The following is a 22,507-nucleotide window of genomic DNA, read 5'->3' as shown; positions in this document are numbered from 1 at the left end:
GTGTGGTTATGATTGAATGTTGGGGGATGTGACATGAAACAGATGTTTGTATCGGCGCTGGTCGTCGCGGCTGCGGGCGTGGCCGGACTTTATGTGATGTCGGGCAATGGCCCTGCCGAGGGCCCTGCGGACAATCCGGATGAGACGGTCGGCGTCACACCGGCGGCGGCACCGGAAACAACGCTCTCCTATACGGATGAGCGGGGCGAGTGCACCGGTCAGGAGCTCGTCTCCGAAGATGAGCAGGTATCCTATGTCGAGGCCTGCGAGGGTGTGGCGGGCTGGCGCTGGTTTGCCGAAGCGAGCGAGCATGGCCAGACCAGCCGGTTCAGTGATCGCAATGACCCGGATGTGCGCGGCCAGTATGGCGGCTATCTCGGCAATTTCGGCCAGTTTCACACGGTGATCGAGTGGCGCCTCGCTGACGGTGCGCCCTACGCCACCATTCACCGCTATATCTCGGCCACCTTCGAGACCGGCGATGCGGTGCGGCAGGAGACCCTGATCGTGACCGCGCTGCGTTCGGGCGGGTCGCCGACTTCCTGCCATGTCGGATTTGTCGATGCGACCGCCGTGTCGGGCGCCAATGAGATTGCCCGCGAGATGGCAGACCGCCTGGCTGCGGACCATGATTGCGGTGGCGGGACGGTCTGGGTTGTTGACGCAGCCTCGCCATCGCTCGATCAGGCCATGGCCAACGGATCGACCTGGCCCGCCAACTGATCACCGATTGCCGCCCGCCAGCCGTGCCGCCTCCGGCCGCGCGCGCAGGCGGGCCATGGCCCACACGCCGATCCCCGGGCCGATGGCCAAGGGGGCGAAAGCCCAGGTCCAGCCAACCCAGCTGATCCAGAGACCGAGCGCCTGGACCATGATCACGGTGAGGGCAAACCCCATCGCGGTCTGCAGGGTCAGGAGTGTGCCGGTGCGTTCCGGCGGGGCAAGTTCGGTCATGGCGGCTGAAAACTGGGCGCTGTCGGCAATCACAGCCATGCCCCAGATGATCAGGACCGGGATCATCAGCCAGGGCGAGCTACCAAAAAGCGGTCCTGCCAGAAGCGCGCAACTGCCAGAGATCGCCAAGGCAATCATGGTGATGCGCGTCCGCCCAAGGCGATCGGCAAGGCGGCCCGCCGCCAGGCAGGCCAGGGCGCCGCTGGCGACGACGGCGAAGGCCGTGAGATCCCCCAGCCGCGCGGCACCGTCGAGGCGTTGCCAGTAGGCATGGGCAAAGGGGCCGATCCAGGCCCACATCGCATAGAGCTCCCACATGTGCCCGAGATAGCCCAGATTGGTCAGGCGCAGGGCCGGGTCACGAAATGCCATCGAGACAGCGCCCGGATCGAAATGCGCTGCCGGGCGCAGGCCCGGCCCTCCGCGCGCAAACAGGATCAGCCCGGCAGCCAGAAGGGCGGCGACCGCCGAGGCGGCGAAAGGCAGGGTCCAGTCGCTGACCTGTCCGGCCAGGTTGAAGGCAAAGGGCAGGGCCGAGCCAAGGGTCAGCGCCCCGACCAGAAGGCCGACGAGAAATCCGGCATCGCCCCGTGCCCAGCTCGCCGCCAGCTTCATCCCGACCGGATAGACCAGGGCAAGGGCGCCGCCGGCCAGGGCGCGGCTGGCGATCATGGCGAGTCCGCCCGGTTCCAGCTGCAGCGCCAGCAGATTGGCCAGCGCAGCCATCACCGCGCCGAACGCGAAGAGGCGTTGCGGCGTGAAGCGGTCGGCAAGACCGGTCAGTGCGCTGGTCAGGGCTCCGATGACGAAGCCGAGCTGGACACTGCTGGTCAGGGCTGCCTGGCGAACCGGGCCGACATCTCCGGATGCGACCAGGGCGGGCAGGGCTGCGGCACCGGCAAACCAGATCGACAGGGCCAGCACTTGTGAGGCCGCGATCAGGATGAGGGCGGTGGTCTTGCCGGTCAGGGCCCGGGCAGCGGTCACGGCTTGGTGGCTGGCTTGACCCGACGAACCTGGCAGGTGGCGCTGGTGCGCGCCGCGATCGAGCCGGATGGCGTCCAGATCGTGCCTTCCATGAAGGCCACCCGTCCGCCGATCCGTGTTGCCTGACCGCGCGCGCGGCAGGGTTCGACCGGCAGTGGATCGAAATAGCTGGTCTTGATCTCCAGTGTCGGGACGCCGCAGGTGAAACGCTCGGCAACCAGCACGGACAGTGACATGACCTCGTCCATCATCGCGGTGATAATGCCGCCCTGCACACTGCCGCGGAGATTGGCCAGTTGTGGTGTGGGGTTGAAGCGCGCATCGATCCAGCGCTCCTCGACCGAAAAATCGATCAGTTCGAACCCGAGCAGGGTCGAGACGGTCGGTCGTGAGCCGCGCAGGTCAAGCCGGTCGCGTATCTCGTCGTCGCTCAGCGGCTCCGGCGGCGGTCCACCAGCCAGATCAGGTGCCAGCAGATGCGCGCGCCCACTCACTTCTTGCGGAAACTGTCGAGGCTGACCACCTGGGCGGTATCACCCTTGTCGGCGCTGCCATTATCGGTCCCGGTCTTGCCCTTGCTCGGCTTGGGATCATCATCCGGGAAGCTGGCCTCGTCCTCACTGCCTTCATGCTCGAACTGGAGATGAAAGCCGACGCTGGGGTCGTGGAAGCGCGAAATCGCGGAATAGGGCATTTTGAGATATTTCGGCACGCCGGAGAATTTCAGCGTGACCTCGAAACCGGTCTCGGTGACGCTGAGGTCCCAGAATTGGTGCTCCAGCACGATCGTCATCTCTTCCGGGTATTTTTCCAGCAGGGTCGGGTCGATATCGACGCCCGGCGCCGTGGTGCGGAAAGTGATGTAGAAATGGTGGGGACCGGGCAGGCCTTCGGGCGCCTGCGCCTTGAGCAGGGCCTGGCGCACAACACCGCGAAGCGCGTCCTGCGCCATAAGGTCATAGCGCATCAGATCTTTGGCCATGTCATACTCCCCCCGAAATCCCGGCAAAGGGTACTCCAAGGCTCAAGCAGGTCAACGAGGAAGGACTGCCCCATTGCACATGGCGACAGGGCTGTCGGTGCGAGCCCGGCCTGCTGGCCGCAGGGCAATGGGTCGGACGGGCGTCTGCGCAGGCGGGACCCTGCGCCCGCTCGACCGTCGGCACCGGGACGGATGCAGGCCCGGCGACAGGCGAACCGCACCGGCCCGGCGCGGTCGAAAGCTCACGAAGCCTGCTGGCGCCAGATCCGTGAACCCGACGTGCCGGGAAAATGAGCGCGCCCTTTTCCCCAGTGAATCCGTCAGCTTGGGTGAAAGTGGAGGCTTCTGTTGCCAGGCGCCTCCGGGCCCCGCCTATACCGGCTAAAGGGTATAGGAGTTTAGTGCGAGATTACCCGCGCTGACTACGCAGCGAGAGCGACCTCTTCAGCAAAGTTGTCGTTGGCAACTCTGAAAATGAGCCTGTAAGGGGCCTCACCCCGGCGAAAGCCATCTTCTTTACCCGTCCGTCGATCCTGTTTCGGCCCCAGGCATGTCCGCCAACGCAGAACAGTTATGGTGGAGCCGCCGGGTACTGCCCCCGGGTCCGGTCCGGTTATTACAAGCGCGTTTATCGCCATAGTCGGCAAGCCGACATCATCAATATAGGTGACGATTGTGGCGGATTGAAGGGGCAAGCCCAGCGGATCGTCGGCCTGCCTGTCCGGGCATGCGGGCGAGGTTGTCGGGGACTGTATTGCTTGTGCAGTCACCAATGGAGTTTCGAAGATTTTTCTCGCGGAAGAGTCTGTTATTGAAAATTTTGATATTCAAGCCCTGTATGCGAATAAAATGTGCGCGATGTAAGAATAAAGCGAATGTTAATTCCGCGTTTTACATTTGGGTGCAGCGTTTGGTTAACGGGCGCGGCCTTGTTCGGCAACGCGTCGGCTTACTGAACAAGGAAGATTACCATGCAGCTTTTCAGTTCTCTGGGTCGCTCCACGCTGGACGCGCTCCAGAAATCCTACGCGATCATCAGCTTCAAGCCCGATGGAACGATCATCGAGGCGAACGCGAATTTTTGTGACATCCTGGGCTATCAGCCCGACGAGCTTGTCGGGCGAAAGCACCGGATTTTCGTCGCGGATGAAGACGCAGGCAGCGCCGCATACACCCAGTTCTGGAGCGAGCTGCGCGGCGGCAAGTTCCACTCCGAGGAGTTTCGGCGGACTCGCAAGGATGGCGAGACGGTCTGGATCCAGGCGACCTACAATCCGGTTCTCGATGGTTCGGGAAAGGTGTCACGCATCATCAAGCTGGCCTCGGACATCACGGAGCGCCGGGTCAGCCGGTTCAAGTATCAAAGCGCCATGGAGGCCATCGAGCGGTCGCAGGCGATGATCCGCTTTGACATGCAGGGCAATGTGCTCGCCGCGAACCCGATCTTCGGCGAAGCCATGGGGTATGACCCGCGTGAGGTTGAGGGCCGTCACCACTCGGCATTTTGTAGTCCCGATTATGTAAAATCGCCCGACTATCGCGCTTTCTGGGAGAAGCTCCGGGGCGGGCATTTCCATAGCGGCGAGTATCAGCGTTTTCGCAAGGACGGTTCCGAGATCTGGCTGCAAGCCACGTATAACCCGGTCTTCGATCTCGCCGGCAATCCGGTCAGCGTCATCAAGCTGGCCATCGACGTCACCGCGGCGGTGAAGGCGCGCCAGCACCGCGACCAGGTGCGTCAACAGGTCGGGCGTGGCCTTGATACGGTCTCCCGGAACATCGCGACCGCCGGCCAGAAAACCAGCGAGGCCTCGAACGCCTCCGGCAAGGCGGCTCAGATGGTGCAGAGCGTGGCCGCGGCCGCCGAGGAATTGTCGGCCTCCTTCCAGGAAGTCGGTCATCAGGTCACCGGTGCCGTCGACGTTGCCAAGCAGGCGGTCAATGAGACGCGGGAAACCGCGGCGGTGATCGACACCCTGTCGACCGCGGCCCAGTCGATCGGCCAGGTGGTCGAGCTGATCAATTCGATCGCCGAACAGACCAATCTGCTCGCCCTCAATGCCACCATCGAAGCCGCACGCGCGGGCGAAGCGGGCAAGGGGTTTGCCGTCGTGGCCTCGGAGGTCAAGAACCTCGCCGGCCAGACCGCCAACGCCATCGAGAACATCACCAAGCAGATCACGGCCGTGCAGGACAATACGGTCGGGGCGGTCGAGGCGATCGGCCGGATCGGTGGCGTCATCGGCCAGATCGAGGAAATCGCGGCCGGCATTTCGGCGGCCGTCGAGGAGCAGGTCGCGGTCACGCAGGACATCAGCCGCAATATGGGCGAGGCGTCAGCGGATGTGTCGCGGGTCTCCGAAGCGGTCACCGACATCGCCCGCGGCAATGAAGAGCTTCAGGTCTCGGCGGACGAGATCGCTGTCGCGGCCCAGTCGCTCAGCGACAAGGCAGCCTGAGCCGTCAGAGCAGTGGGAGAAACATCAGCGCGAAGATCGCGGCGGTGATCGCGGCGGAATATCCGGCCAGCTGGATCGGCAGGCGCAGCAAGGCGCCATACCAGCTCGATCCGTAGAATTGCCGGTCCGATATCCAGATCAGCCCAGCCACGGCGATGATGGCCGCCACGGCCAGGGGAAGGCCAATCGCCGCCGATATCCCGGCCGCCAGATAGCCGAGCAGCAGCACGCCGGCATAGCCGGGCAAGAGCAGGGCATGGAAATACAGCGACAGGATCACATGCTCGATCAGGGTTCGCCGCGGGTGGAGCAGGAGGTTGAGCAGGGCCAGGGCCACAACCATCAGGACCAGGGCCTGGGCCGCTGCCGCTGACGCGCGGGCCTCGAACCCGGCCGGGTCGCGGAGGGCTGTGATCACAAGGTCTGCGAAGGCGCTGGACAGGCCGAGTGCCTGGATGTCCCCTTCCAGGCAGGCCTGCGTCGCGTCATCGATGACACGGGCCTCGGGCGCTTGCCCCCATCGCATGGGTGTGATCGCTATGTCCGTGTCCCGCGCGAAGACGAGGCGCCCGTCTGCGGTGATCTCGTCGGACCCGGGCAGGACGCCGCAGCTCATGGGCGCGCTGTCAGGCGCATACGTTGCGGCGTAGGCCGCAATGCTTGCCTGTCGGGCCGCGATGTCCCCGGCGCTCTGGCTGCGGATCGTGTCAGCATCGGGTGACAGGTCCACGGCAATCGGCCGCACTCCGGCCAGGCTCATGGCGGCGAAGAAGGCCAGGCTGACCAGCAGGTAGAGCCGGATCGGCGGCGTCCAGCGCGCCCGCTGGCCATCGGCATAGGACCGGGCGAGCCGGCCGGGGCCGCGCAGTAGCGCGCGCAGGGTCGACAGGAAGCGGCCATCCCAGACAAACACGTCGCCGGTGAAGTCGGTGATCAGCGCCCACGCCGGGCGCCGGATCTCCTCGATTGACTGACCGCACTGGCCACAAAACGGCCCCTCCAGCGCTGCGCCGCAATTGGCACAGCGCGGCGCGTGGCCCGATATGTCGTCCTGCGATCCCATGTCCGTCTCCCTTGGTGCCATTTGACCCTGTCCTGGCCGCCGCGGCAATCGGGCGGGACTTCAGGCGGGAAGTCAGGCGGGGCCCTGCAAGCCTGTCTGTGAGGGGCGCGGAATCGCGCTAGGGATCGGCGATGTCCAAGCTCTACTTCAACTATTCCGCGATGAATGCCGGCAAGTCGGCCATCCTCCTGCAGGCGGCGCATAATTACGGCGAGCGTGGCATGGAGGTGATGCTGTGGACCTCGGTCCTGCATGCCACCACGCCCGGCGAGGCGATGGGCCAGATCGAGTCGCGCATCGGGCTGCGCGCTCCGGCGCATATCTATGCCGACGGCACCGACCTGTTTGCCGCCATCGAGGCCCGCCAGCAGGCCGGACCGCTCGGGGCGGTCTTTCTCGACGAGGCGCAATTCCTCTCCGCCGGCCAGGTCCGCGACCTCGCCCGCGTGGTCGATGATCTCGGCCTGCCGGTCCTGTGCTACGGCCTGCGCACGGACTTCCGTGGCGCGCTCTTCCCCGGCTCGGCTGAACTCCTGGCCCTCGCCGATCATTTGCGCGAGGTCCGCACCGTGTGCCATTGCGGCCGCAAGGCGACCATGAATCTGCGCCGCCAGCCGGACGGAAGTGCCGTCGCCGAGGGCGAACAGGTCGCCGTTGAAAAATCCGACTATGTCTCACTTTGCCGCAAGCATTTCTTCGAAGCGCTGGCGGGGTAGGGGCAAGGGGAGGCTAATTCTACCTGTCCCCTTTGGCGCATCTCGCGCCGGGGACGCAGGAGATGAGGGGCCCTGATGATAAACGGTATGTGTCCCCGTTTGTTCAACGGGCTCCCTGTCGGCCGCTGGAACAGTGGCGCCCCCGTGCGGGGCTTATCAGAAATCGCTTGTCAGCCAGCTGGCCGTATCCGCTTCTTCAGCTCAAGGGTGAAACCGCGAGGCGGCCCTGCGGGCCCTTGACCTGAAGAAGCGGATGCGGCGATTTCTCGGCAAGCGGTTTTTGGATGGGTTTGCGCCTGGGCGCGGGGATTAAGGGGGAGTAATTGTGTCTGTCCCGGTTTCTTCGATGAGGCCGCCAGACGGCTCGGCGTTTGTGTCGATGTGGTGGGGCAGTGGGAGCGCGGCGCGCACGCACCGCGCATCCAATATCATCCCGCGATCATCGAGTTTCTTGGCCATGATGGCTGGCTGGTCGATCGAACCTTGGCGGACCGTATCTACAAGTGGCGCGCGAGGAAGGGGTGGTCCCAAGCCCGCCTTGGCCAGCAGATCGGTGTCTCGGAGAGGACCATAGGGCGCTGGGAAAGAGGGATTGAGCCGACAGCGCCCATGCGTGATCGGGTCGAGCGGATGCTGGCAGGCCTGAGTGAGGCTCATGCACTGGTCGCCAAAGCAGGGCGCAGCGCACGTCGTTAAGTCGGCCCCTGGCTGGGACGGCGCGTCTTGGACAATCAGATTGAGCGGGAGGCCGGCCCGTTCAATGGGCAGTCTCGGGTCGCTGGTTGATCGGCTAAGACGCGGGCGCACTCCCGGCAAGCGGTTTATGGCGGTGTTAGCGCCGCGGCGCGCTGGAAGTGGGGCACTAGTTAAAGCCGGTACGTGTCCCCGGTTCTTCCCGGTTCTTCCCGGGCGAACTAATTGTGTCTGCCTTGGTCATTTGGCCGCTTTGCATGGAAGCCTTAGAAAGGTTATCAATCTAGGTCAAAATATTCTCTTGTCTCATAGCAGTATTGAGGTGCGCCACCCTCATCATTCAAATTATTTGCTAGGTAAACATGCTCGAGTGTTGCGTGAACGTTAATGTCGTTTCTAGAATCAGGAACGACGATTTGATCGGAAACTCTCACGATCCGGCAAAACGAAATAGACATATGGGGTTCCAATTCAGTTGTTTGCTCGGCAACCTCCAATAGGCGAACAAACTTCCAGCTCAAATAGTTGCTGAATTGCAAATTCTGAAGCTCTGATAAAGAGGGCTCTGCTGAGGTGTGAAATCCATAAAGCAGATTAAACTCTCCAACTAAGTCAGACAAAGTGGGAGAAGAATCGGAATCTTGCCCGCCTCTATTGTGGGCCGAGATCAATAATATTGAAATAATAATAGCCTTCACAATGTACCTCCATTCAGCACATGATTAACAACAGCGTTCCGTGCATATCGCAATGCACTCTGTCGCCGAAATATTGGGGTACCAATGACATCAAGTGGCGCCCCTCAATAGCGCGCTCCACAGTATTTACATTTGATGTAACCTGAATGAGATTGAGTATACTTATAACAGCGCCTGCGCGATTAGATACCATTCCAAGCGCGGTCAATGGATCTGCGCCAGTAACTTGGCCGGATAGTTCTCCAGCCGCCTGTCTAAAGCCGTTCACCGCAATCGTTTGTCCCTCATTCATGGCAAACTCGAAATATCCGCCCAACCAGAAAAAACAGGGGCACACACCATTTAATCCGTGTCCAGTCTTGGGCGCCCGCGTGGCCTGGGGCGCAAGTTTCGGCTCGACTTGGTTTCCATTGCCGACAGCCAGTCCGGTGCGCCCATCGGGAAGCCCGTTTCGGTGAAGTATCCTAACCTTGCCTCTTCTTCCCGGCTCAGATCATCGGCCAGATAGCGCGCCCAATCTGGTAGGCTTGCGAGATAATCGATCGTCGCCGTGAGCCCGTCCGGCGTCTCGTTCATATGACAAGGCAGGATAAACCGGGACAGACACAGTTTGCAGGATCACGCGCTGTCATCCTTGGCCGGTCGGCTCGGCGGTTTTGGTCTGAGTGCTCGGCCGGACTAATTGTGCCTGTCCCGGTTATTTCTTCGATAATAAACGGGGACACGTACCGTTTTTCGTGAGTGCCTTCTCACCCCGCGCCTGGCGCAAACCCCACCATAAACCGCTTGCCGAGAGACCGCCGTATCCGGCCTGCTGGCTGACAGGCGGTCCATGAACGGCGCTGCGCGGGGTGCGCGCGCCTGCCAGCCGTCGAGCACGGGTCAGTGGCCGGCCTGTCAGTGGCCGACCTGTCAGTGCTGCCGGGCAGAGGGAGGCAGGTGCCTCCCACTTCAGCGCTCGCAGCACCGGACCGTCCCCCGCGAGGCGGGAGACGGTCCGTTTCCATCTGCCGACAGGCTCAGCCCATCGTGAACACATTCAGCTTGTTGCCGTCCGGATCGCGGAAATAGCCGGCGTAGAAGCCTTCGCCGCGGGGGCCGGCGGGGCCTTCGCATTGGGCGCCGAGTTCCTCGACGGCCATCTTGTAGACCTTGTCGACCTGTTCCTTGCTGTCGGCCTGGAAGGCGGCCATGACGCCATTGCCGACGCTGGCCGGTTCGCCATTGAAGGGTTTGGTCAGGCCGATCCCGGCGCCGCCATCGGGCTTGCCCCAGGCGATGAAATTGTCGTCGCCCATCATCCGGCCGACGCCGAATTCGGCGCACAGCTTGTCGTAGAAGGCGGCGGCCTTCTCCAGGTCATTGGTTCCCAGTGTCACATATCCAAGCATTGTGGTGTTCCCTCTATGTTCCGAGGCGGTCACCCTACACCAAAACCGGGACCGGGCGAGTCCCGTTTTGGCCTCTCCTGACAGGACGGGGGGCGTAGCCGGGTGGCTGATTGCAGGTCGCTGATTGCAGGCAGTGCGGCCGCTCCCCCTCGTTCCGCTTGGCCCCATCGGCCGGGGGGGCGGGCCCCGGCCCCCGGCCCTGGCCCACTTCGCCACGGTGAGGCGAAGAAAAGCGCCTCACCAAGTCCCCGCTCTTGAATACCCAATTTTCCCGCTTGCCTGCCAACTACTTGCCGTGCCTTTCCCCGGCTGATCTGGACCGGCTGGTTCAATCGTCCGGGCTTCCCTGCCATGCTGTGAGGCTGAGAATCACCGGGAGTGCGACATGGCCGTCATCGACAGCGAAACCTTTGCACAGGCGCAGGCCGGGGCTGGCGGGTCGGATGTCGAGCGCGCCTATCTCGACCTCCTGCGCGATATTCTCGAGACCGGGGCCGAGCAGGCCGACCGGACCGGCGTCGGGACGATGTCGGTCTTCGGGCGCCAGCTGCGCTGTGACCTCTCCAAGGGTTTCCCGCTGCTGACCACCAAAAAGGTGCATTTCAAGTCGATCGCGATCGAGCTTTTGTGGTTCCTGCGTGGCGAGACGAATGTGCGCTGGCTGCAGGAGCGCGGGGTCAAGATCTGGGATGAGTGGGCCGATGAAAACGGCGATCTCGGCCCGGTCTATGGCAAGCAGTGGCGGCGCTGGGAAGGTCCGGACGGCACCGAGATCGACCAGCTGTCCAATATCCTCGAACAGATCAAGAGCAATCCGGCCTCCCGCCGGCTGATCGTGTCGGGCTGGAACCCGGCCGATGTGCCCAATATGGCGCTGCCGCCCTGCCATACGCTCTATCAGTTCAACGTCGCGAACGGAAAACTGAGCTGCCAGCTCTACCAGCGCTCGGCCGACATGTTCCTGGGCGTGCCGTTCAATATTGCCTCCTATGCGCTGCTGACGGCGATGGTGGCGCAGGTGTGCGGGCTCGAGCCGGGCGAATACATCCACACCTTTGGCGACGCCCATATCTATTCCAACCATATGGACCAGGTCCGCGAGCAGCTCTCTCGCGCGCCGCGCGCCCTGCCGCAGCTGAAGCTCAATCCGGACGCGCAGGATCTCTTCGCTTTCGAATATGAGGATATCGCGCTGGAGGGGTATGACCCGCATCCGCGCATCACCGCCCCGGTTGCCGTCTGAGGGGCGGGGCATGTCCGGACCGCTCGACGCACTGGCCGACAGGATTGTCCGGGTCTCCGATATTTATGCCGCGCATTACGACATTGACCGCGCCGGCGACTGGCCGCTCCTGAAACTGCAGGAAGAAATCGGCGAGCTGACCCAGGCCTATCTCACCACCACCGGCCGCACCCGCCGTCCCGCCGACGCGGCGGCGCGTGAACAGCTGGCCCTGGAAATGGCCGATGCGCTGGGCATGCTGTTGATCATGGCGAAAGCGGAAGGCATCGACCTGGACGCCGCCATGCAACGCAAATGGCTGCACTGGCTTGATCGTGACAGCGCGGTTCTGGAGCCGGGCGAGGCGGGCGCGACCCGTCCGGCCGGCGAGACCGGGGAGGGCTGAACCATGACCACCATTGTCCCCAAAATCGCGATTGTCGTGGCGCGTGGCGCCAATGGGGTGATCGGCGCCGACGGGGATCTGCCCTGGCGCCTGTCCTCGGACCTTCTGCGTTTCAAGGCGATCACCACCGGCAAGCCGATCATCATGGGGCGCAAGACCTGGGAGAGTCTGCCAAGGCGACCTCTGCCGGGCCGACTCAATATCGTGGTGACGCGTCAGGACGGCTATGTCGCGGAGGGGGCTCGCGTGGTCGGCGATCTCGGCGATGCCATGGATGCGGCCTTCATGCAGGCCAATCAGGACGGTGTCGACGAGGTCTGCGTGATCGGCGGGGCGCAGATCTATTCTGCAACCCTGGCCCTGGCGGACCGTCTCTATCTCACCGAGGTCGAGGCCAGCCCGTCCGGCGATGCCCGCCTGCCCGGGATCGTCGAGTCCGAGTGGCGCGAAGTCGCGCGCGAGGCCCATCCGGCCGGTGAGCGCGATGACCACGCCTTTGTCCTTCGCACACTCGAACGCGCCTGACACAGCGCGTTCGCGCGTCAAAGGGGGGATGCTCTGCTGCGGCGTCCCACCCGATTACCCTTGAACCGCAACGCGCATGCGTTCATTTAAGGCACAACGGAAATTGAGAGGATCGATCCAGCACATGCCGTGGAACGACAATCAGGGTGGAGGCGGCGGAGGCCCATGGGGCTCCGGCGGAAACAATAATAACGGCCAGAACCCGTGGGGACAGCGTCCCCAGGGTGGTGGCGGACCGGAAGGTCCTGATCTCGACGAGGTCGTCCGCGACATGCAGCGCAAGATGCGCGGCATGTTCGGTGGGGGCGGCTCCGGCAAGGATGGCGGTTCTGGCGGCGGCAAGGGAGCCGGCGCCTTCGGCTTCGGCCTGATCGTGCTGATCCTGGTCGGCGTCTGGTTCATCATGCCGGGTTCCGGCTGGTACCAGGTCGGGGCGAACCAGGCCGGTGTCGTGCTGCGCTTCGGCGAATACAGCCGGACCACCACGCCGGGCTTCCACTTCAAACTGCCCAGCCCGATCGAAACCGTCATTCTGCCAGAAGTGACGACGACCAATTCGATCACGATCGGTCAGGGCCCGGCCGGCCAGATGCTGACCCGTGACGAGAATATCGTCGATATCGACTTCGCCGTGCAGTGGCGTGTCGATCTGGGTTATCAGGAAGGCGTGCGCGACTATCTCTTCAATGTCCGCAACCCGGAAGGCACCGTCGCTGCCGTGGCCGAAAGTGCCATGCGTGAAGTCGTCGGCACATCCGACCTGCAATTCATCATCACCGAAGGCCGGTCCGAAGTGTCGCGCCGGACGCGTGAAATCCTGCAGGAAACGCTGAATGAATACGAAGCCGGTATCGAGATCCTGCAGGTCAACCTGCGCAATGCCGAGCCGCCGGAACGGGTCATCGACGCCTTCCGCGGCGTGGATATTGCCCAGCAGGAAGCCGAGCGGGCCCAGCTGGATGCTACAGCCCACGCCAACCGGGTGATCCCGGAAGCGCGCGGTGTTGCCGCCCAGCTGACCCAGGAAGCCGAAGCCTATCGGGACAATGTCATTGCGGAAGCCCAGGGTAATGCCGACCGCTTCATCGCGATCTATGACGAATATGTGCAGGCGCCTGACGTCACCCGTCGCCGCATGTATCTGGAAACCATGGAGCGCGTGCTTGGCAATTCCGAGCTGATCATTCTCGATGGCGAAGCCGGGGCGCTGCCCTATCTGCCGCTTGACCAACTCGGTCAGAACCGCACCCGCAATCAAGGAGGCAACCAATGATCCGCACACTGGGAATCATCATTCTCGTCGTCGCTGTCTTCATCGGCCTCCAGAGTGTCTATACCGTCTCGGAAACCGAACAGGCGCTGATCCTGCGTCTGGGTGAGCCGGTTGATGCGGTCAATGAAGTGTCCGAGCCCGATCCCGGCCTGCACTTCAAGACGCCTTTCATCATGGACGTGCTGCTCTTCGACAAGCGCAATCTGGAACTTGATCTGGATGCCGAGGAAATCCTCGCTTCGGACCAGGAGCGCCTGATCGTCGACGCCTTCCTGCGCTACCGGATCACCGATCCGCTGCGCTTCTACCAGACCTTCCGTGACGAGCGCGGTGCGCGCGTGCGCCTCGAGCAGATCATGGATGACAGCCTGCGCGGCGTGATCGCCTCGATCCCGTCTTCCGATGTCATTTCCGGCCAGCGTGCCGAGCTGATGACCCGGGTTCAGGCCGCGGTGGAAGCCCAGGTCGAGACCGGCCGTTTCGGTATCGAGGTCATTGACGTGCGGATCCTTGCCGCCGACCTGCCGCCGCAGATCGCCGACAATGTCTTCGAACGGATGCGCTCCGAGCGTGAGCAGGAAGCGGCGCAGTATCGCGCCGAGGGCGAACAGCGTGCCACGGAGATCCGGGCCGATGCCGATCGCCAGGCCTCGATCATCCGGGCCCAGGCCCGCGCCGATGCCCAGCGTCTGCGGGGTGAAGGTGATGCGCGTCAGAACCAGATCTACGCCCAGGCCTATAATCAGGATATGGAATTCTTCGCCTTCTACCGCTCCATGCTCGCCTATGAGCAGGCGGTCCAGGAAGGGACACCGATCGTGATTCCGCCGGACTCGGAATTCTTCCGTTATTTCCGCAGCGAGACCGGCGAATAGTCGCTCGCTGACGGATAACCGACCAGGGCAGGGCCCGGTCCCGCACAGGCGGGCCGGGCCCTGTTCGTTCCCGGTCGCCGGCAGCGCCCGGGCGCGCGCGTGACGAAAGCGTCATGCGCATGACGATTGCGATACTGCGGTTGCGGGAAGCCCTCGCGAAGCGGTATTCACCTTGTCAGAACACAGCTTGCCCGGAATTTGCTTGGGCGAGTGTCAGCGACACGATCTCGCGATCCAGCACGGCGGACCATGATGCAGCGTTTCCTCGTCCTCACGACTTTCCTGGCAGCCCTTCTTTCGGTGGCTGTCACGCCCGCCCTGCAGGCGCATCCGGCGCCGGACGGCTTCGCCGATCTCGCCGAACGCCTGTCACCGGCGGTCGTGAACATCTCCGCGGCCCAGCGGCTGGACAGTGAGGACGGCCTGCCAGAATTCCCCGAAGGCTCGCCGCTGGAGCGCTTCAACGATATTTTCGGCAATGCCCCGCGCATCGCCAATTCGCTGGGGTCGGGCTTCATCATTGATCCGTCCGGCCTGGTCGTGACCAATAACCACGTGATTGACGGCGCCGACGAGGTCGAGGTCTCACTGCCGGATGGCCGCGCCTTCCGCGCCGAAGTGGTCGGGATTGACAGCGTCACCGATCTGGCCGTGCTGCGCATGGATGTCGATGAGCCGATGCCCTTTGTGGCGTTTGCCGACAGTGACAGTGCGCGGGTCGGCGATTGGGTGATCGCGATCGGCAATCCCTTCGGCCTCGGCGGGACGCTGACCGCGGGTGTCGTCTCCGCGCGGGGCCGGGAGGCCGGCGGGCGGTATGACGACTATATCCAGACCGATGTCGCCATCAATACAGGCAATTCCGGTGGTCCCCTGTTCAACATGGATGGTGAAGTGGTTGGCGTGAACACGCTCATCCTGTCGCCCACCGGTGCCAGCGTCGGCATCTCGCTGTCCATTCCAGCCAATCTGGCGGAAGTCGTGGTCAACCAGCTCGTCGAGTTCGGTGAGACGCGCCGCGGCTGGCTCGGTGTCTCGGTCCTGCGTGTGACCCCCGAGATGGCGGAAAGCTTTGACCTTGCCACGCCCTATGGCGCGATTGTCTCTCGCATCGAGGAGGATGGCCCGGCCGCCGCCAGCGGTCTGCGCAATGGCGACCTGGTCCTGCAGTTTGACGGGCGCCGCGTGCGTGACAGCCGGTCCTTCCAGCGCATGGCCGCCGAGACCGAGATCGGCCGGGAAATCGAGCTCGACATCATTCGCCGCGACCGGCCGATGACCATCTCTTTGACGGTCGGTGCGCTTTCCGAAGGTGGTGATGAGGATGCCACGGCGAATGCCGCAGTCATTGCCCCGACCCCGACCAATGGCAATGAGGTGATGGGCATGACTTTTGGCACGCTGGACACGGCCTCGCGCCGGCGTTTCCGCGTCCATCCCGATGCCGAGGGCGTTCTGGTGACCGAGGTCGATCCGACCAGCGATGCGGCCGGCAAGGTCCGTCCCGGTGATGTGATCGAGGAAGTGGAATTCGCGCGCGTCGACAGCGTTGCCGCGATCCGCGAGATCGTGGATGGCCATGGCGGCGGCCCGGTCCGGTTCCAGATCAATCGCGGTGGCCAGTACGTGCTGCAGTCGATCCGGCCGTGACGCCCTGCCTGCTGATTGCGGGCCCCACGGCGGCGGGCAAGACCGCGCTTTCGCTTGCGGCTGCGGACATCCTCGGCGGCGAGATCATCAATGCCGACTCCATGCAGGTCTATGACGGCCTGCCGCTGATCACGGCCCAGCCCGATGCCGCCGAACGGGCGCGGGCGCCGCATCACCTCTTCGGGACGATCGACCCGGCCATACGCTATTCCGTCGGCGAGTGGACCCGCGATGTGCTGGCCCTGATCGATGACTGCCGGGGACGACAGCGGGTACCGGTTCTGGTCGGCGGGACCGGTCTTTATTTCAACGCCCTGGTTCGTGGCCTCGCTGTCGTGCCGGAGATTGGCGCGGTCACGCGCCGCCGCGTCGCCGACATGCTGGAGGCGGCGGGCCTGTCCGGCTTGCGGGCCGAGGCCTTGCGCCTCGACCCAGCCGCCGCGAAGCGGGTCGAGGCCGCGGACCGCCAGCGCCTGATGCGGATCGTTGAGGTCGCGCTGGAGACCGGGCGCCCGCTCAGCGAATACCAGGCTGACACTGTCGCTCCGCTTGCCGCCGGCACCTGGCGCGGTGTCGTCATCGAGCCGGACCGCGAGGCGCTCTATGCGCGGATTGATGCCCGGTTTGACCGCATGATGGAGGCCGGCGCGCTGGACGAAGTGGCGGCTTTCGCCGCGCGCGGTCTTGATCCGGACCTGCCCGCCAGCAAGGCGCTCGGTGTGCCGCAATTGATGGCCCATCTGCGCGGCGCGCTATCGCTGGATGAAGCCGTCATCCTCGCCAAGCGTGACAGTCGTCGTTACGCCAAGCGGCAGGGGACATGGTTTCGCAATCAAGCGGCCAGCTGGGACCGGATAGTCTCGCTCGATCCGGCCGGTGCCCGCGAGGCGCTGGCTGTCCTGCTCGAGGGGGAAGCGAGATGAAGAGATGGATCACGCGTGCGAGTCTGGGTCTGGCCCTGAACCTCGCCGGACCGGCCCTGGCCCAGAGCCCGGAGGACACGGTCGCCGCCATCCTGCAGGCCGACCGGGACTTTGCCGCCATGGCCGCGGAGGAGGGTGCCGCCGCGGCTTTCGGGCAGTGGATGGATGAGACCGAGGGCCGTCTGGTCCGCGGCACGTCCGAGCCGATCATCGGTACTGAGCGCATCACGCCGCTTTACGCCGCTTTCACCGGTGACACCCTGCTGCACTGGGAGCCGCGCGAAGGCTTTGCCGGCTCTGGCGATGATCTTGGTGTCACCTGGGGCACATGGAGCATCCACACAGACGGGGACAACGCGTCCACCCCCGTTTCCCGCGGCACCTATGTCACCGTCTGGCACCGCAATGGCGACGGCGAGTGGCGGGGCCTTCTGGACATGGGCACGGAAGACCCGTCCTATCGGCCCGAGCCAGCCGGGAGTGAGTCGTCCGATGACGGTGGAGACGAGTGAGCCGCTATATACGGCCGATATTGACCTTGAACCGGTAAAGCGGTGCCGCCTGGCCATTGTCGGCTATGGCAATCACGGGCGATCGCACGCGCTCTGCCTGCGCGACAGCGGCGTCCGCGACATCCGTATTGCCCTGCGTGAGGGCTCGCCCTCGCGCGCCAAGGCCGAGGCGGACGGGTTTGCGGTCGTATCCCTGCCGGAGGCCGCCGCCTGGGCGGACGCGATCTCCCTGCTCGCCGCCGATGAGGCGCATCGCCAGATCTGGACCGAAGCGATCGCGCCTCACCGCAAGCCGGGTCAGGCGCTGATCCTGTGTCACGGCTTTTCCATCCATTACGGGCTGATCGAACCGCCGGCGGATGCCGATATCATCCTGGCCGCGGCCAAGGGGCCGGGCGGGGCTGTGCGTCAGGAGTATGAGGCCGGCAAGGGGCTGATCGGCTTCTGGGCCGTCCACCAGGATGCGTCCGGGACGGCGCGTGGGCTGGCGCTGGCCTATCTGGCGGCGATCGGGTCGGGCGAGGTCGGCATTTTCCCGACCAGTTTTCGCGAGGAAACCGTGTCCGACCTGTTTGGCGAGCAGGTCGTCCTGGTCGGTGGGCTCGTGGCCCTGGCCAAGGCGAGCTATGAGCGCCTCGTCGCCGCCGGGGTCAGCGAGCGCATGGCCTATATCGACTGTGTCCATGAAATCAAATACCTCGCCGACCTGATCCAGGCGCGCGGGATCGCCGGCATGTATGAGGCGATCTCGGATACGGCAGAATTCGGTGCGCGCCAGATCGAGGACAGGATCGCCGGGCCGGAGCTGAAAGCCGTTTTCGATCAGGCGATGGCGGATATCGAAAGTGATCGCTTTGCGCGCAAATGGGTCGCGGCCTATGAAGCCGGCGATGCCATGAAGGCGGACCGGGCGGCTGACCGGGCCTTGCCGATCGAGGCGGCGGGCGCAGAATTGCGTCGCCGGATTTACGGTGCCACGAAATAGCCAATAAGCCGCGCCACCTGTAATAGAGTTGTTCGGAACCAGAATCGCGCGCGGGGGCGAGACATGTCATTCAATCCAGTGAAAGTTCGACGCTATGGCGAACCCAAGGAAGTCGTCGCGCGGGTTTTCGAGGAGGTCGGCGGTATTCCGACCGTCATGGAATTGCTCGATCTGAGCCGGACTCGCGTTTATGCGCTGGCTGATCCGGACTCCACAAACGAGATTTCCTACGCGCGCATTGCCAAACTGACCGAGTCCGGCGCTTCCGCGGCGGCCCAGCATCTGGCGGCGCTGGCCGGCGGGATTTTCCTGCCGATCGAGAAGGCCGATGATGCCAATTGGCTGGCCCTGGCCGGTGAAGCCAGTCGCCGCAATGCGCGAAATATCTCCGCAATCATGGAAAGCCTCAGCGAAACCGAACGTTCTCCCGGGCGGATCGACCAGGAAGAAGCCCGCGATATTCTCAAGGTCCTGGATGAGCAATTGGGCGTGCTGGCCATCCAGCGGGCCAAGCTTGCGGCGATCGCCTCTGGCGAAACTGTCGACATGTCGGGTGAAGCTGTGCGTCAGGAAAACGGCGCTGATTGATTGCCCGACGCGCAAAGCGTGCTTAGGTAAGCGCGTCTTCGTTTGGTCCGGAATTCTGTCGTGATGAACCGACTCACCGATTTTTTCCTGCGCATGGATGCGCGTGCCGCGCGCGCCATTGGCGTGTCGGTGGTGCTGTTTCTCGTTGTGGCACTGGTTTTCGTGATCGGGCGCTTCGTGCTCGATATCGAACCCGGGGCTGCGGGCAGCTGGTTTCGCGCCTCGGCCAGTGAATGGTACGCCCTGCCGCTGACCATCCTGGTCTTCACCGCCCTGTCATTCCTGGGCGCGCCGCAATTCGGTTTGATCGCCGCCTCCCTGGTCGCTTTCGGACCGACGACCGGTGCGATCTATGCGTTTGTCGCGACCCAGTTTTCCGCTGCTGTGAATTATATCATCGGGCGCTTCTTCGGTGCCGACATCCTCAAGCGCTATGGCGGTGACTGGGCCAATCGGATCTCCGACTTTATCGGGCGCAATGGTCTGCTGGCCTCGATGGTTGTGCGCTGGGTACCGTCCGGTCCGTTCATCATGGTCAATATGGGGTTCGGCGTCGCTCGTACGCCCTATTGGGCCTTTGCCCTGGGGACGATGCTCGGGTCTGCCCCGAAGATCTTCATTGTTGCCCTGATGGGTGAGAGCATCCGCACGATGCTGACCGAGGGCAAGGTCCTGCTGGGCATCGCGTTCGCGGCGGCGGCCCTAGCCTGGATCGGCATCATGCTGGTCGCGCGCGGATGGCTGCGGCGTAATCGCGGGCCGGCTGCGGTACAGCCGGATGATGCCGCCAAAGAGCCGTAATCCGGGGCGAGAACAGCCCAAACCCGGCCGCCCGGTCCTAAAGACTGGTTAAGACCTGCCCACTATGACCGGGAATACCGGTGCGCCCCTTGCAATCTTGCTCGGAGCATCGCACAAGAAAAACAGTTGCATCGCGGCTTTGCCGCCACACTTTTCGAGATTCAGCACCCCCATGCTCAACAGCCTCTTCGGTTTGCTCTCTGCGGATATCGCCATCGACCTGGGAACGGCGAACACGCTCGTCTACGTCAAGGGACGCGGCGTCGTGCTCAATGAGCCGTCAGTCGTCGCCTACAAGGTCGAAAAGGGCCGCAAACACGTGCAGGCGGTGGGGGCCGAAGCCAAGCTCATGCTCGGCAAGACGCCCGGCAATGTCGAGGCGATCCGGCCGATGCGCGACGGTGTGATCGCCGATTTCGACGTCGCCGAGGAAATGATCAAGCATTTCATCCAGAAAGTGCATAACCGCCGGGCGATGGTCAGCCCGCAAGTGGTGATCTGCGTGCCCTCCGGTGCCACCGCCGTCGAGCGCCGCGCCATCCATGAGAGCGCGCTGGGTGCGGGGGCCCGCAAGGTTTATCTGATCGACGAGCCGATGGCGGCTGCCGTCGGTGCCGGCCTGCCGATCGACGAACCGACCGGTTCGATGATTGTAGATATCGGTGGCGGCACCACCGAGGTGGCCGTGATGTCGCTCTCGGGCATTGTCTATTCGCGTTCGGTCCGCGTGGGTGGCGACAAGATGGACGAAGCCATCATCAATTATATCCGCCGCTCGGCGAATCTTCTGATTGGCGAGACGTCGGCCGAGCGCATCAAGAAGGAAATCGGGTCGGCGATGCCGCCGGTGAAAGGCGAAGGCCTGTCGCTGGACATCAAGGGGCGTGACCTGATGAATGGTGTCCCGCGTGAAATCGCCGTGACCGAAGCCATGATCGCCGACAGCCTGTCCGAGCCGGTCGAGCAGATCGTCGAGGCGGTCAAGCAGGCGCTTGAGGCCACGCCGCCGGAGCTGGCGGCCGATATTGTCGACAAGGGTATCGTCCTGACCGGTGGCGGGGCGCTGCTGCGCAATCTCGACACCGAGCTGCGTGAACGCACCGGGCTGCCGGTGAGCTTGGCTGATGAGGCCCTGTCCTGCGTGGTGCTGGGCTGTGGCAAAGCCGTGGAAGACCTTCGGATCTGGCGTCCCATCCTCTCCGAAGCTGTGTAATCTCCACCTCGAAACGGGGGAGAAGGAGTGAGGCGTGGCGTCGCGACGCTCGACACGACATGACGGTGAGCAGGGCATCCGTTTTTCGCGGACGCTGTTCATTGCCCTTCTCGTCGTTTCCGGCGCGTTGATTGCCTTTGATCGCCCGGCGTCCCGCTCAGCTCCGTTTGCCAGTTTCCGCGCCGGTTTTACCGATGTTTCGGCGCCACTCCTGGACCTCGCCGCCAAGCCTCTCCGGGCGGTCAAGAATATCGGGCCCTATTGGCGTCGCCAGGGTGAGCTCGTTGCGGAGAATGACCGCCTCCGCCAGCAGCTGACCGAAGCCCGCTATTGGGAAGACCTGGCCTATCGCCAGCGTGATCGCATCGAGGTCTATGAAGCCGCGCTCGACGTGGAAAGCGCCGCGATCGAGGATCGTATCGGTGCCTGGACCGTGGCCGATCCGCGTGGCCCCTTCGTGCGCGCCCGCCTGATCGGTCGCGGCAGCGATGCCGGCATTCGCGACGGCTACCCGGTGATCAATCTCTATGGCCTGGTAGGCCGGGTCTATGAGACAGGTCGCCGCTCGGCGCGTGTCCTCCTGCTCACCGACCTCAATTCTCGCGTGCCCGTGATGGCCGATCGCTCCAATGCCAGAGCCATTCTTGTTGGCGACAACTCGGAGTTTCCCCGGCTCGATTATGTCGGCCGGGCACCGGATATCCAGCCGGGTGATCGCATTGTTTCGTCCGGTGATGACGGCATCCTGCCGCGCGGACTTCCGGTCGGGGAGGCCGTCGCAACCCGTGACGGCGGCTGGCGTGTCCGGCTTTATTCCGATCAGGCACCGGTTGATTTCGTCTGGGTCTGGCCCTTTCAGCGCGTGACCGCGCCGGCTCCGGAAGCCGAGCCGGAAACGCCGCCGACAGAGGGGCCGCTGGGCGCGGAATTGCCGGCGGCTCAACCGTCAGGCGATGGGCCGGCCGGTCGCGAAGACGCCACCCAGGACCAAGGCGCTGCCGCCGTCGAAGCCTCTGACACTGATACGGATGCAACACCGCCCGACGGGACTGCGACGGAGGACAACCGGTGAGGAAGCCGACTGATCGCAATTCGCCCTGGCTGGCCGCGACCGGCTGTATCGCTTCGGTCCTGATCGCCCTGATCATCCAGGCGTCGCCGACCCGTCTTGTCGATGGCCTCACCATCATGCCGACCTGGACGCTGATGGCGATTTTCCTGTGGGCGAATGTCCGGCCGCAATTCATGCCGCCGATCGCGGTCTTTGCCATCGGCCTGACCCAGGATTTGCTCACCGGCGCGCCGATGGGGGTCTGGGCACTGGCTTATCTGGTTTCAATCTCGGTCTTCCGCTTCCGGGGCGAAGATGGCATGCCGCGCGACTTGCCGCCGGTCCTGCTGCGCTTCGGCGCGACGCTATTGCTGGCCCATGGCATCGCCTTTGCGGCCGGCAGTTTCGCGCTTGAACAGATGGCGGATTTGCAGCCCCTGGTGATCGAGATCGTGGCCTCCATCCTGATGTTTCCGCTGCCGGCCTATCTTGTCCTGCGTCGTCGCCGGTCGCGCGGGTCGGGCTTTATCGGGGGGTGAT

General features: G+C 63.9%; 25 protein-coding genes and 1 other RNA gene. 18 read left to right on the top strand and 8 right to left on the bottom strand.

Annotation, left to right across the window (positions count from 1 at the left end; translation table 11 throughout):
• The first annotated feature begins 33 nt into the window (after positions 1-33).
• Positions 34-723, top strand: coding sequence for a hypothetical protein (locus JXQ94_RS08740; protein WP_421923384.1), 690 nt, complete (start codon positions 34-36; stop codon positions 721-723).
• Here JXQ94_RS08740 and JXQ94_RS08735 read toward each other — a convergent pair whose 3' ends face one another.
• From JXQ94_RS08735 to ssrA, 4 genes are all read right to left on the bottom strand, one after another.
• Positions 724-1,941 carry an MFS transporter gene (locus JXQ94_RS08735; RefSeq protein WP_421923383.1) on the bottom strand — a complete coding sequence of 406 codons (1,218 nt, stop codon included), beginning with the start codon at positions 1,939-1,941 and terminating at the stop codon, positions 724-726. It lies immediately after the preceding gene.
• On the bottom strand, positions 1,938-2,435 hold the full coding sequence (locus JXQ94_RS08730) for a PaaI family thioesterase (RefSeq protein WP_421923382.1): 498 nt from the start codon (positions 2,433-2,435) through the stop codon (positions 1,938-1,940). The genes JXQ94_RS08735 and JXQ94_RS08730 overlap by 4 nt, the downstream gene beginning before the upstream one ends.
• Positions 2,432-2,923 carry an SspB family protein gene (locus JXQ94_RS08725; protein ID WP_295693771.1) on the bottom strand — a complete coding sequence of 164 codons (492 nt, stop codon included), beginning with the start codon at positions 2,921-2,923 and terminating at the stop codon, positions 2,432-2,434. Before JXQ94_RS08725 ends, JXQ94_RS08730 begins: the two co-directional genes overlap by 4 nt.
• Before the next feature lie 334 nt (positions 2,924-3,257).
• Positions 3,258-3,615, bottom strand: a transfer-messenger RNA (tmRNA) gene (ssrA, locus tag JXQ94_RS08720).
• Between the two features lie 279 nt (positions 3,616-3,894).
• On the opposite strand from ssrA, the gene JXQ94_RS08715 reads away from it, so the two are divergent.
• A complete protein-coding gene (locus tag JXQ94_RS08715; protein ID WP_421923381.1) occupies positions 3,895-5,382 on the top strand; it encodes a methyl-accepting chemotaxis protein in 1,488 nt (495 codons plus the stop codon).
• 4 nt (positions 5,383-5,386) lie between these two features.
• Here JXQ94_RS08715 and JXQ94_RS08710 read toward each other — a convergent pair whose 3' ends face one another.
• Entirely contained in the window at positions 5,387-6,445 is a 1,059-nt protein-coding gene (locus JXQ94_RS08710; RefSeq protein ID WP_421923380.1) for a DUF3667 domain-containing protein, read from the bottom strand.
• Between the two features lie 131 nt (positions 6,446-6,576).
• Between JXQ94_RS08710 and JXQ94_RS08705 the strand changes: the two genes are divergently transcribed.
• Both JXQ94_RS08705 and JXQ94_RS08700 read left to right on the top strand, forming a co-directional pair.
• On the top strand, positions 6,577-7,161 hold the full coding sequence (locus JXQ94_RS08705; protein WP_421923379.1) for a thymidine kinase: 585 nt from the start codon (positions 6,577-6,579) through the stop codon (positions 7,159-7,161).
• 381 nt (positions 7,162-7,542) lie between these two features.
• Positions 7,543-7,857 carry a helix-turn-helix domain-containing protein gene (locus tag JXQ94_RS08700; protein ID WP_421923378.1) on the top strand — a complete coding sequence of 105 codons (315 nt, stop codon included), beginning with the start codon at positions 7,543-7,545 and terminating at the stop codon, positions 7,855-7,857.
• A 275-nt stretch (positions 7,858-8,132) separates the two neighbouring features.
• Here the strand turns inward: JXQ94_RS08700 and JXQ94_RS08695 are convergent, their stop codons facing one another.
• The 3 genes from JXQ94_RS08695 to JXQ94_RS08685 form a co-directional block, all read right to left on the bottom strand.
• Positions 8,133-8,552 (bottom strand): hypothetical protein, encoded by a 420-nt coding sequence (locus JXQ94_RS08695; protein WP_421923377.1) that lies wholly within the window; start codon positions 8,550-8,552, stop codon positions 8,133-8,135.
• A gap of 342 nt (positions 8,553-8,894) precedes the next feature.
• Complete coding sequence (locus tag JXQ94_RS08690; RefSeq protein WP_421923376.1) at positions 8,895-9,128, bottom strand: hypothetical protein; 234 nt, start codon at positions 9,126-9,128, stop codon at positions 8,895-8,897.
• Between the two features lie 443 nt (positions 9,129-9,571).
• Complete coding sequence (locus JXQ94_RS08685) at positions 9,572-9,943, bottom strand: VOC family protein (RefSeq protein ID WP_421923375.1); 372 nt, start codon at positions 9,941-9,943, stop codon at positions 9,572-9,574.
• A 385-nt stretch (positions 9,944-10,328) separates the two neighbouring features.
• Between JXQ94_RS08685 and JXQ94_RS08680 the strand changes: the two genes are divergently transcribed.
• The 14 genes from JXQ94_RS08680 to mreD all read left to right on the top strand — a co-directional run bounded on the left by JXQ94_RS08680 (position 10,329) and on the right by mreD (position 22,506).
• A complete protein-coding gene (locus JXQ94_RS08680; RefSeq protein WP_421923374.1) occupies positions 10,329-11,186 on the top strand; it encodes a thymidylate synthase in 858 nt (285 codons plus the stop codon).
• Between the two features lie 10 nt (positions 11,187-11,196).
• A complete protein-coding gene (locus tag JXQ94_RS08675) occupies positions 11,197-11,571 on the top strand; it encodes a phosphoribosyl-ATP pyrophosphohydrolase (protein ID WP_421923373.1) in 375 nt (124 codons plus the stop codon).
• Positions 11,572-11,574: 3 nt separating this feature from the next.
• Positions 11,575-12,096, top strand: a complete 522-nt coding sequence (locus tag JXQ94_RS08670; protein ID WP_421923371.1) for a dihydrofolate reductase — start codon at positions 11,575-11,577, stop codon at positions 12,094-12,096.
• Between the two features lie 124 nt (positions 12,097-12,220).
• The gene (hflK, locus tag JXQ94_RS08665; protein WP_421923370.1) at positions 12,221-13,369 is read left to right on the top strand and encodes an FtsH protease activity modulator HflK; all 1,149 of its coding nucleotides are present in this window, start codon (positions 12,221-12,223) and stop codon (positions 13,367-13,369) included.
• Positions 13,366-14,244 (top strand): protease modulator HflC, encoded by an 879-nt coding sequence (hflC, locus tag JXQ94_RS08660; protein WP_421923369.1) that lies wholly within the window; start codon positions 13,366-13,368, stop codon positions 14,242-14,244. Before hflK ends, hflC begins: the two co-directional genes overlap by 4 nt.
• A 249-nt stretch (positions 14,245-14,493) precedes the next feature.
• A complete protein-coding gene (locus tag JXQ94_RS08655; RefSeq protein ID WP_421923368.1) occupies positions 14,494-15,894 on the top strand; it encodes a Do family serine endopeptidase in 1,401 nt (466 codons plus the stop codon).
• The gene (miaA, locus tag JXQ94_RS08650; RefSeq protein WP_421923367.1) at positions 15,891-16,817 is read left to right on the top strand and encodes a tRNA (adenosine(37)-N6)-dimethylallyltransferase MiaA; all 927 of its coding nucleotides are present in this window, start codon (positions 15,891-15,893) and stop codon (positions 16,815-16,817) included. Before JXQ94_RS08655 ends, miaA begins: the two co-directional genes overlap by 4 nt.
• Positions 16,814-17,329, top strand: a complete 516-nt coding sequence (locus tag JXQ94_RS08645; protein WP_421923366.1) for a hypothetical protein — start codon at positions 16,814-16,816, stop codon at positions 17,327-17,329. Before miaA ends, JXQ94_RS08645 begins: the two co-directional genes overlap by 4 nt.
• Positions 17,310-18,314 carry a ketol-acid reductoisomerase gene (ilvC, locus tag JXQ94_RS08640; protein WP_421923365.1) on the top strand — a complete coding sequence of 335 codons (1,005 nt, stop codon included), beginning with the start codon at positions 17,310-17,312 and terminating at the stop codon, positions 18,312-18,314. Before JXQ94_RS08645 ends, ilvC begins: the two co-directional genes overlap by 20 nt.
• A 63-nt stretch (positions 18,315-18,377) precedes the next feature.
• Positions 18,378-18,902 (top strand): hypothetical protein, encoded by a 525-nt coding sequence (locus tag JXQ94_RS08635; RefSeq protein WP_421923364.1) that lies wholly within the window; start codon positions 18,378-18,380, stop codon positions 18,900-18,902.
• 63 nt (positions 18,903-18,965) lie between these two features.
• Positions 18,966-19,703, top strand: a complete 738-nt coding sequence (locus tag JXQ94_RS08630; RefSeq protein WP_421923363.1) for a TVP38/TMEM64 family protein — start codon at positions 18,966-18,968, stop codon at positions 19,701-19,703.
• A gap of 172 nt (positions 19,704-19,875) precedes the next feature.
• Positions 19,876-20,916, top strand: coding sequence for a rod shape-determining protein (locus JXQ94_RS08625; protein ID WP_291889023.1), 1,041 nt, complete (start codon positions 19,876-19,878; stop codon positions 20,914-20,916).
• A 34-nt stretch (positions 20,917-20,950) separates the two neighbouring features.
• Positions 20,951-21,988: a rod shape-determining protein MreC gene (locus JXQ94_RS08620; protein WP_421923362.1), complete on the top strand. Its 1,038-nt coding sequence runs from the start codon at positions 20,951-20,953 to the stop codon at positions 21,986-21,988.
• Positions 21,985-22,506 (top strand): rod shape-determining protein MreD, encoded by a 522-nt coding sequence (mreD, locus tag JXQ94_RS08615; protein ID WP_295692182.1) that lies wholly within the window; start codon positions 21,985-21,987, stop codon positions 22,504-22,506. Before JXQ94_RS08620 ends, mreD begins: the two co-directional genes overlap by 4 nt.
• The last annotated feature ends 1 nt before the right edge of the window (position 22,507 follow it).

Origin of the sequence: Maricaulis maris, from assembly GCF_049116555.1 — a bacterium.
GTDB lineage: Bacteria > Pseudomonadota > Alphaproteobacteria > Caulobacterales > Maricaulaceae > Maricaulis > Maricaulis maris_C.
Note: the sequence above shows the minus strand (reverse complement) of the source record. Positions and strands in the feature narration are given on the sequence as shown.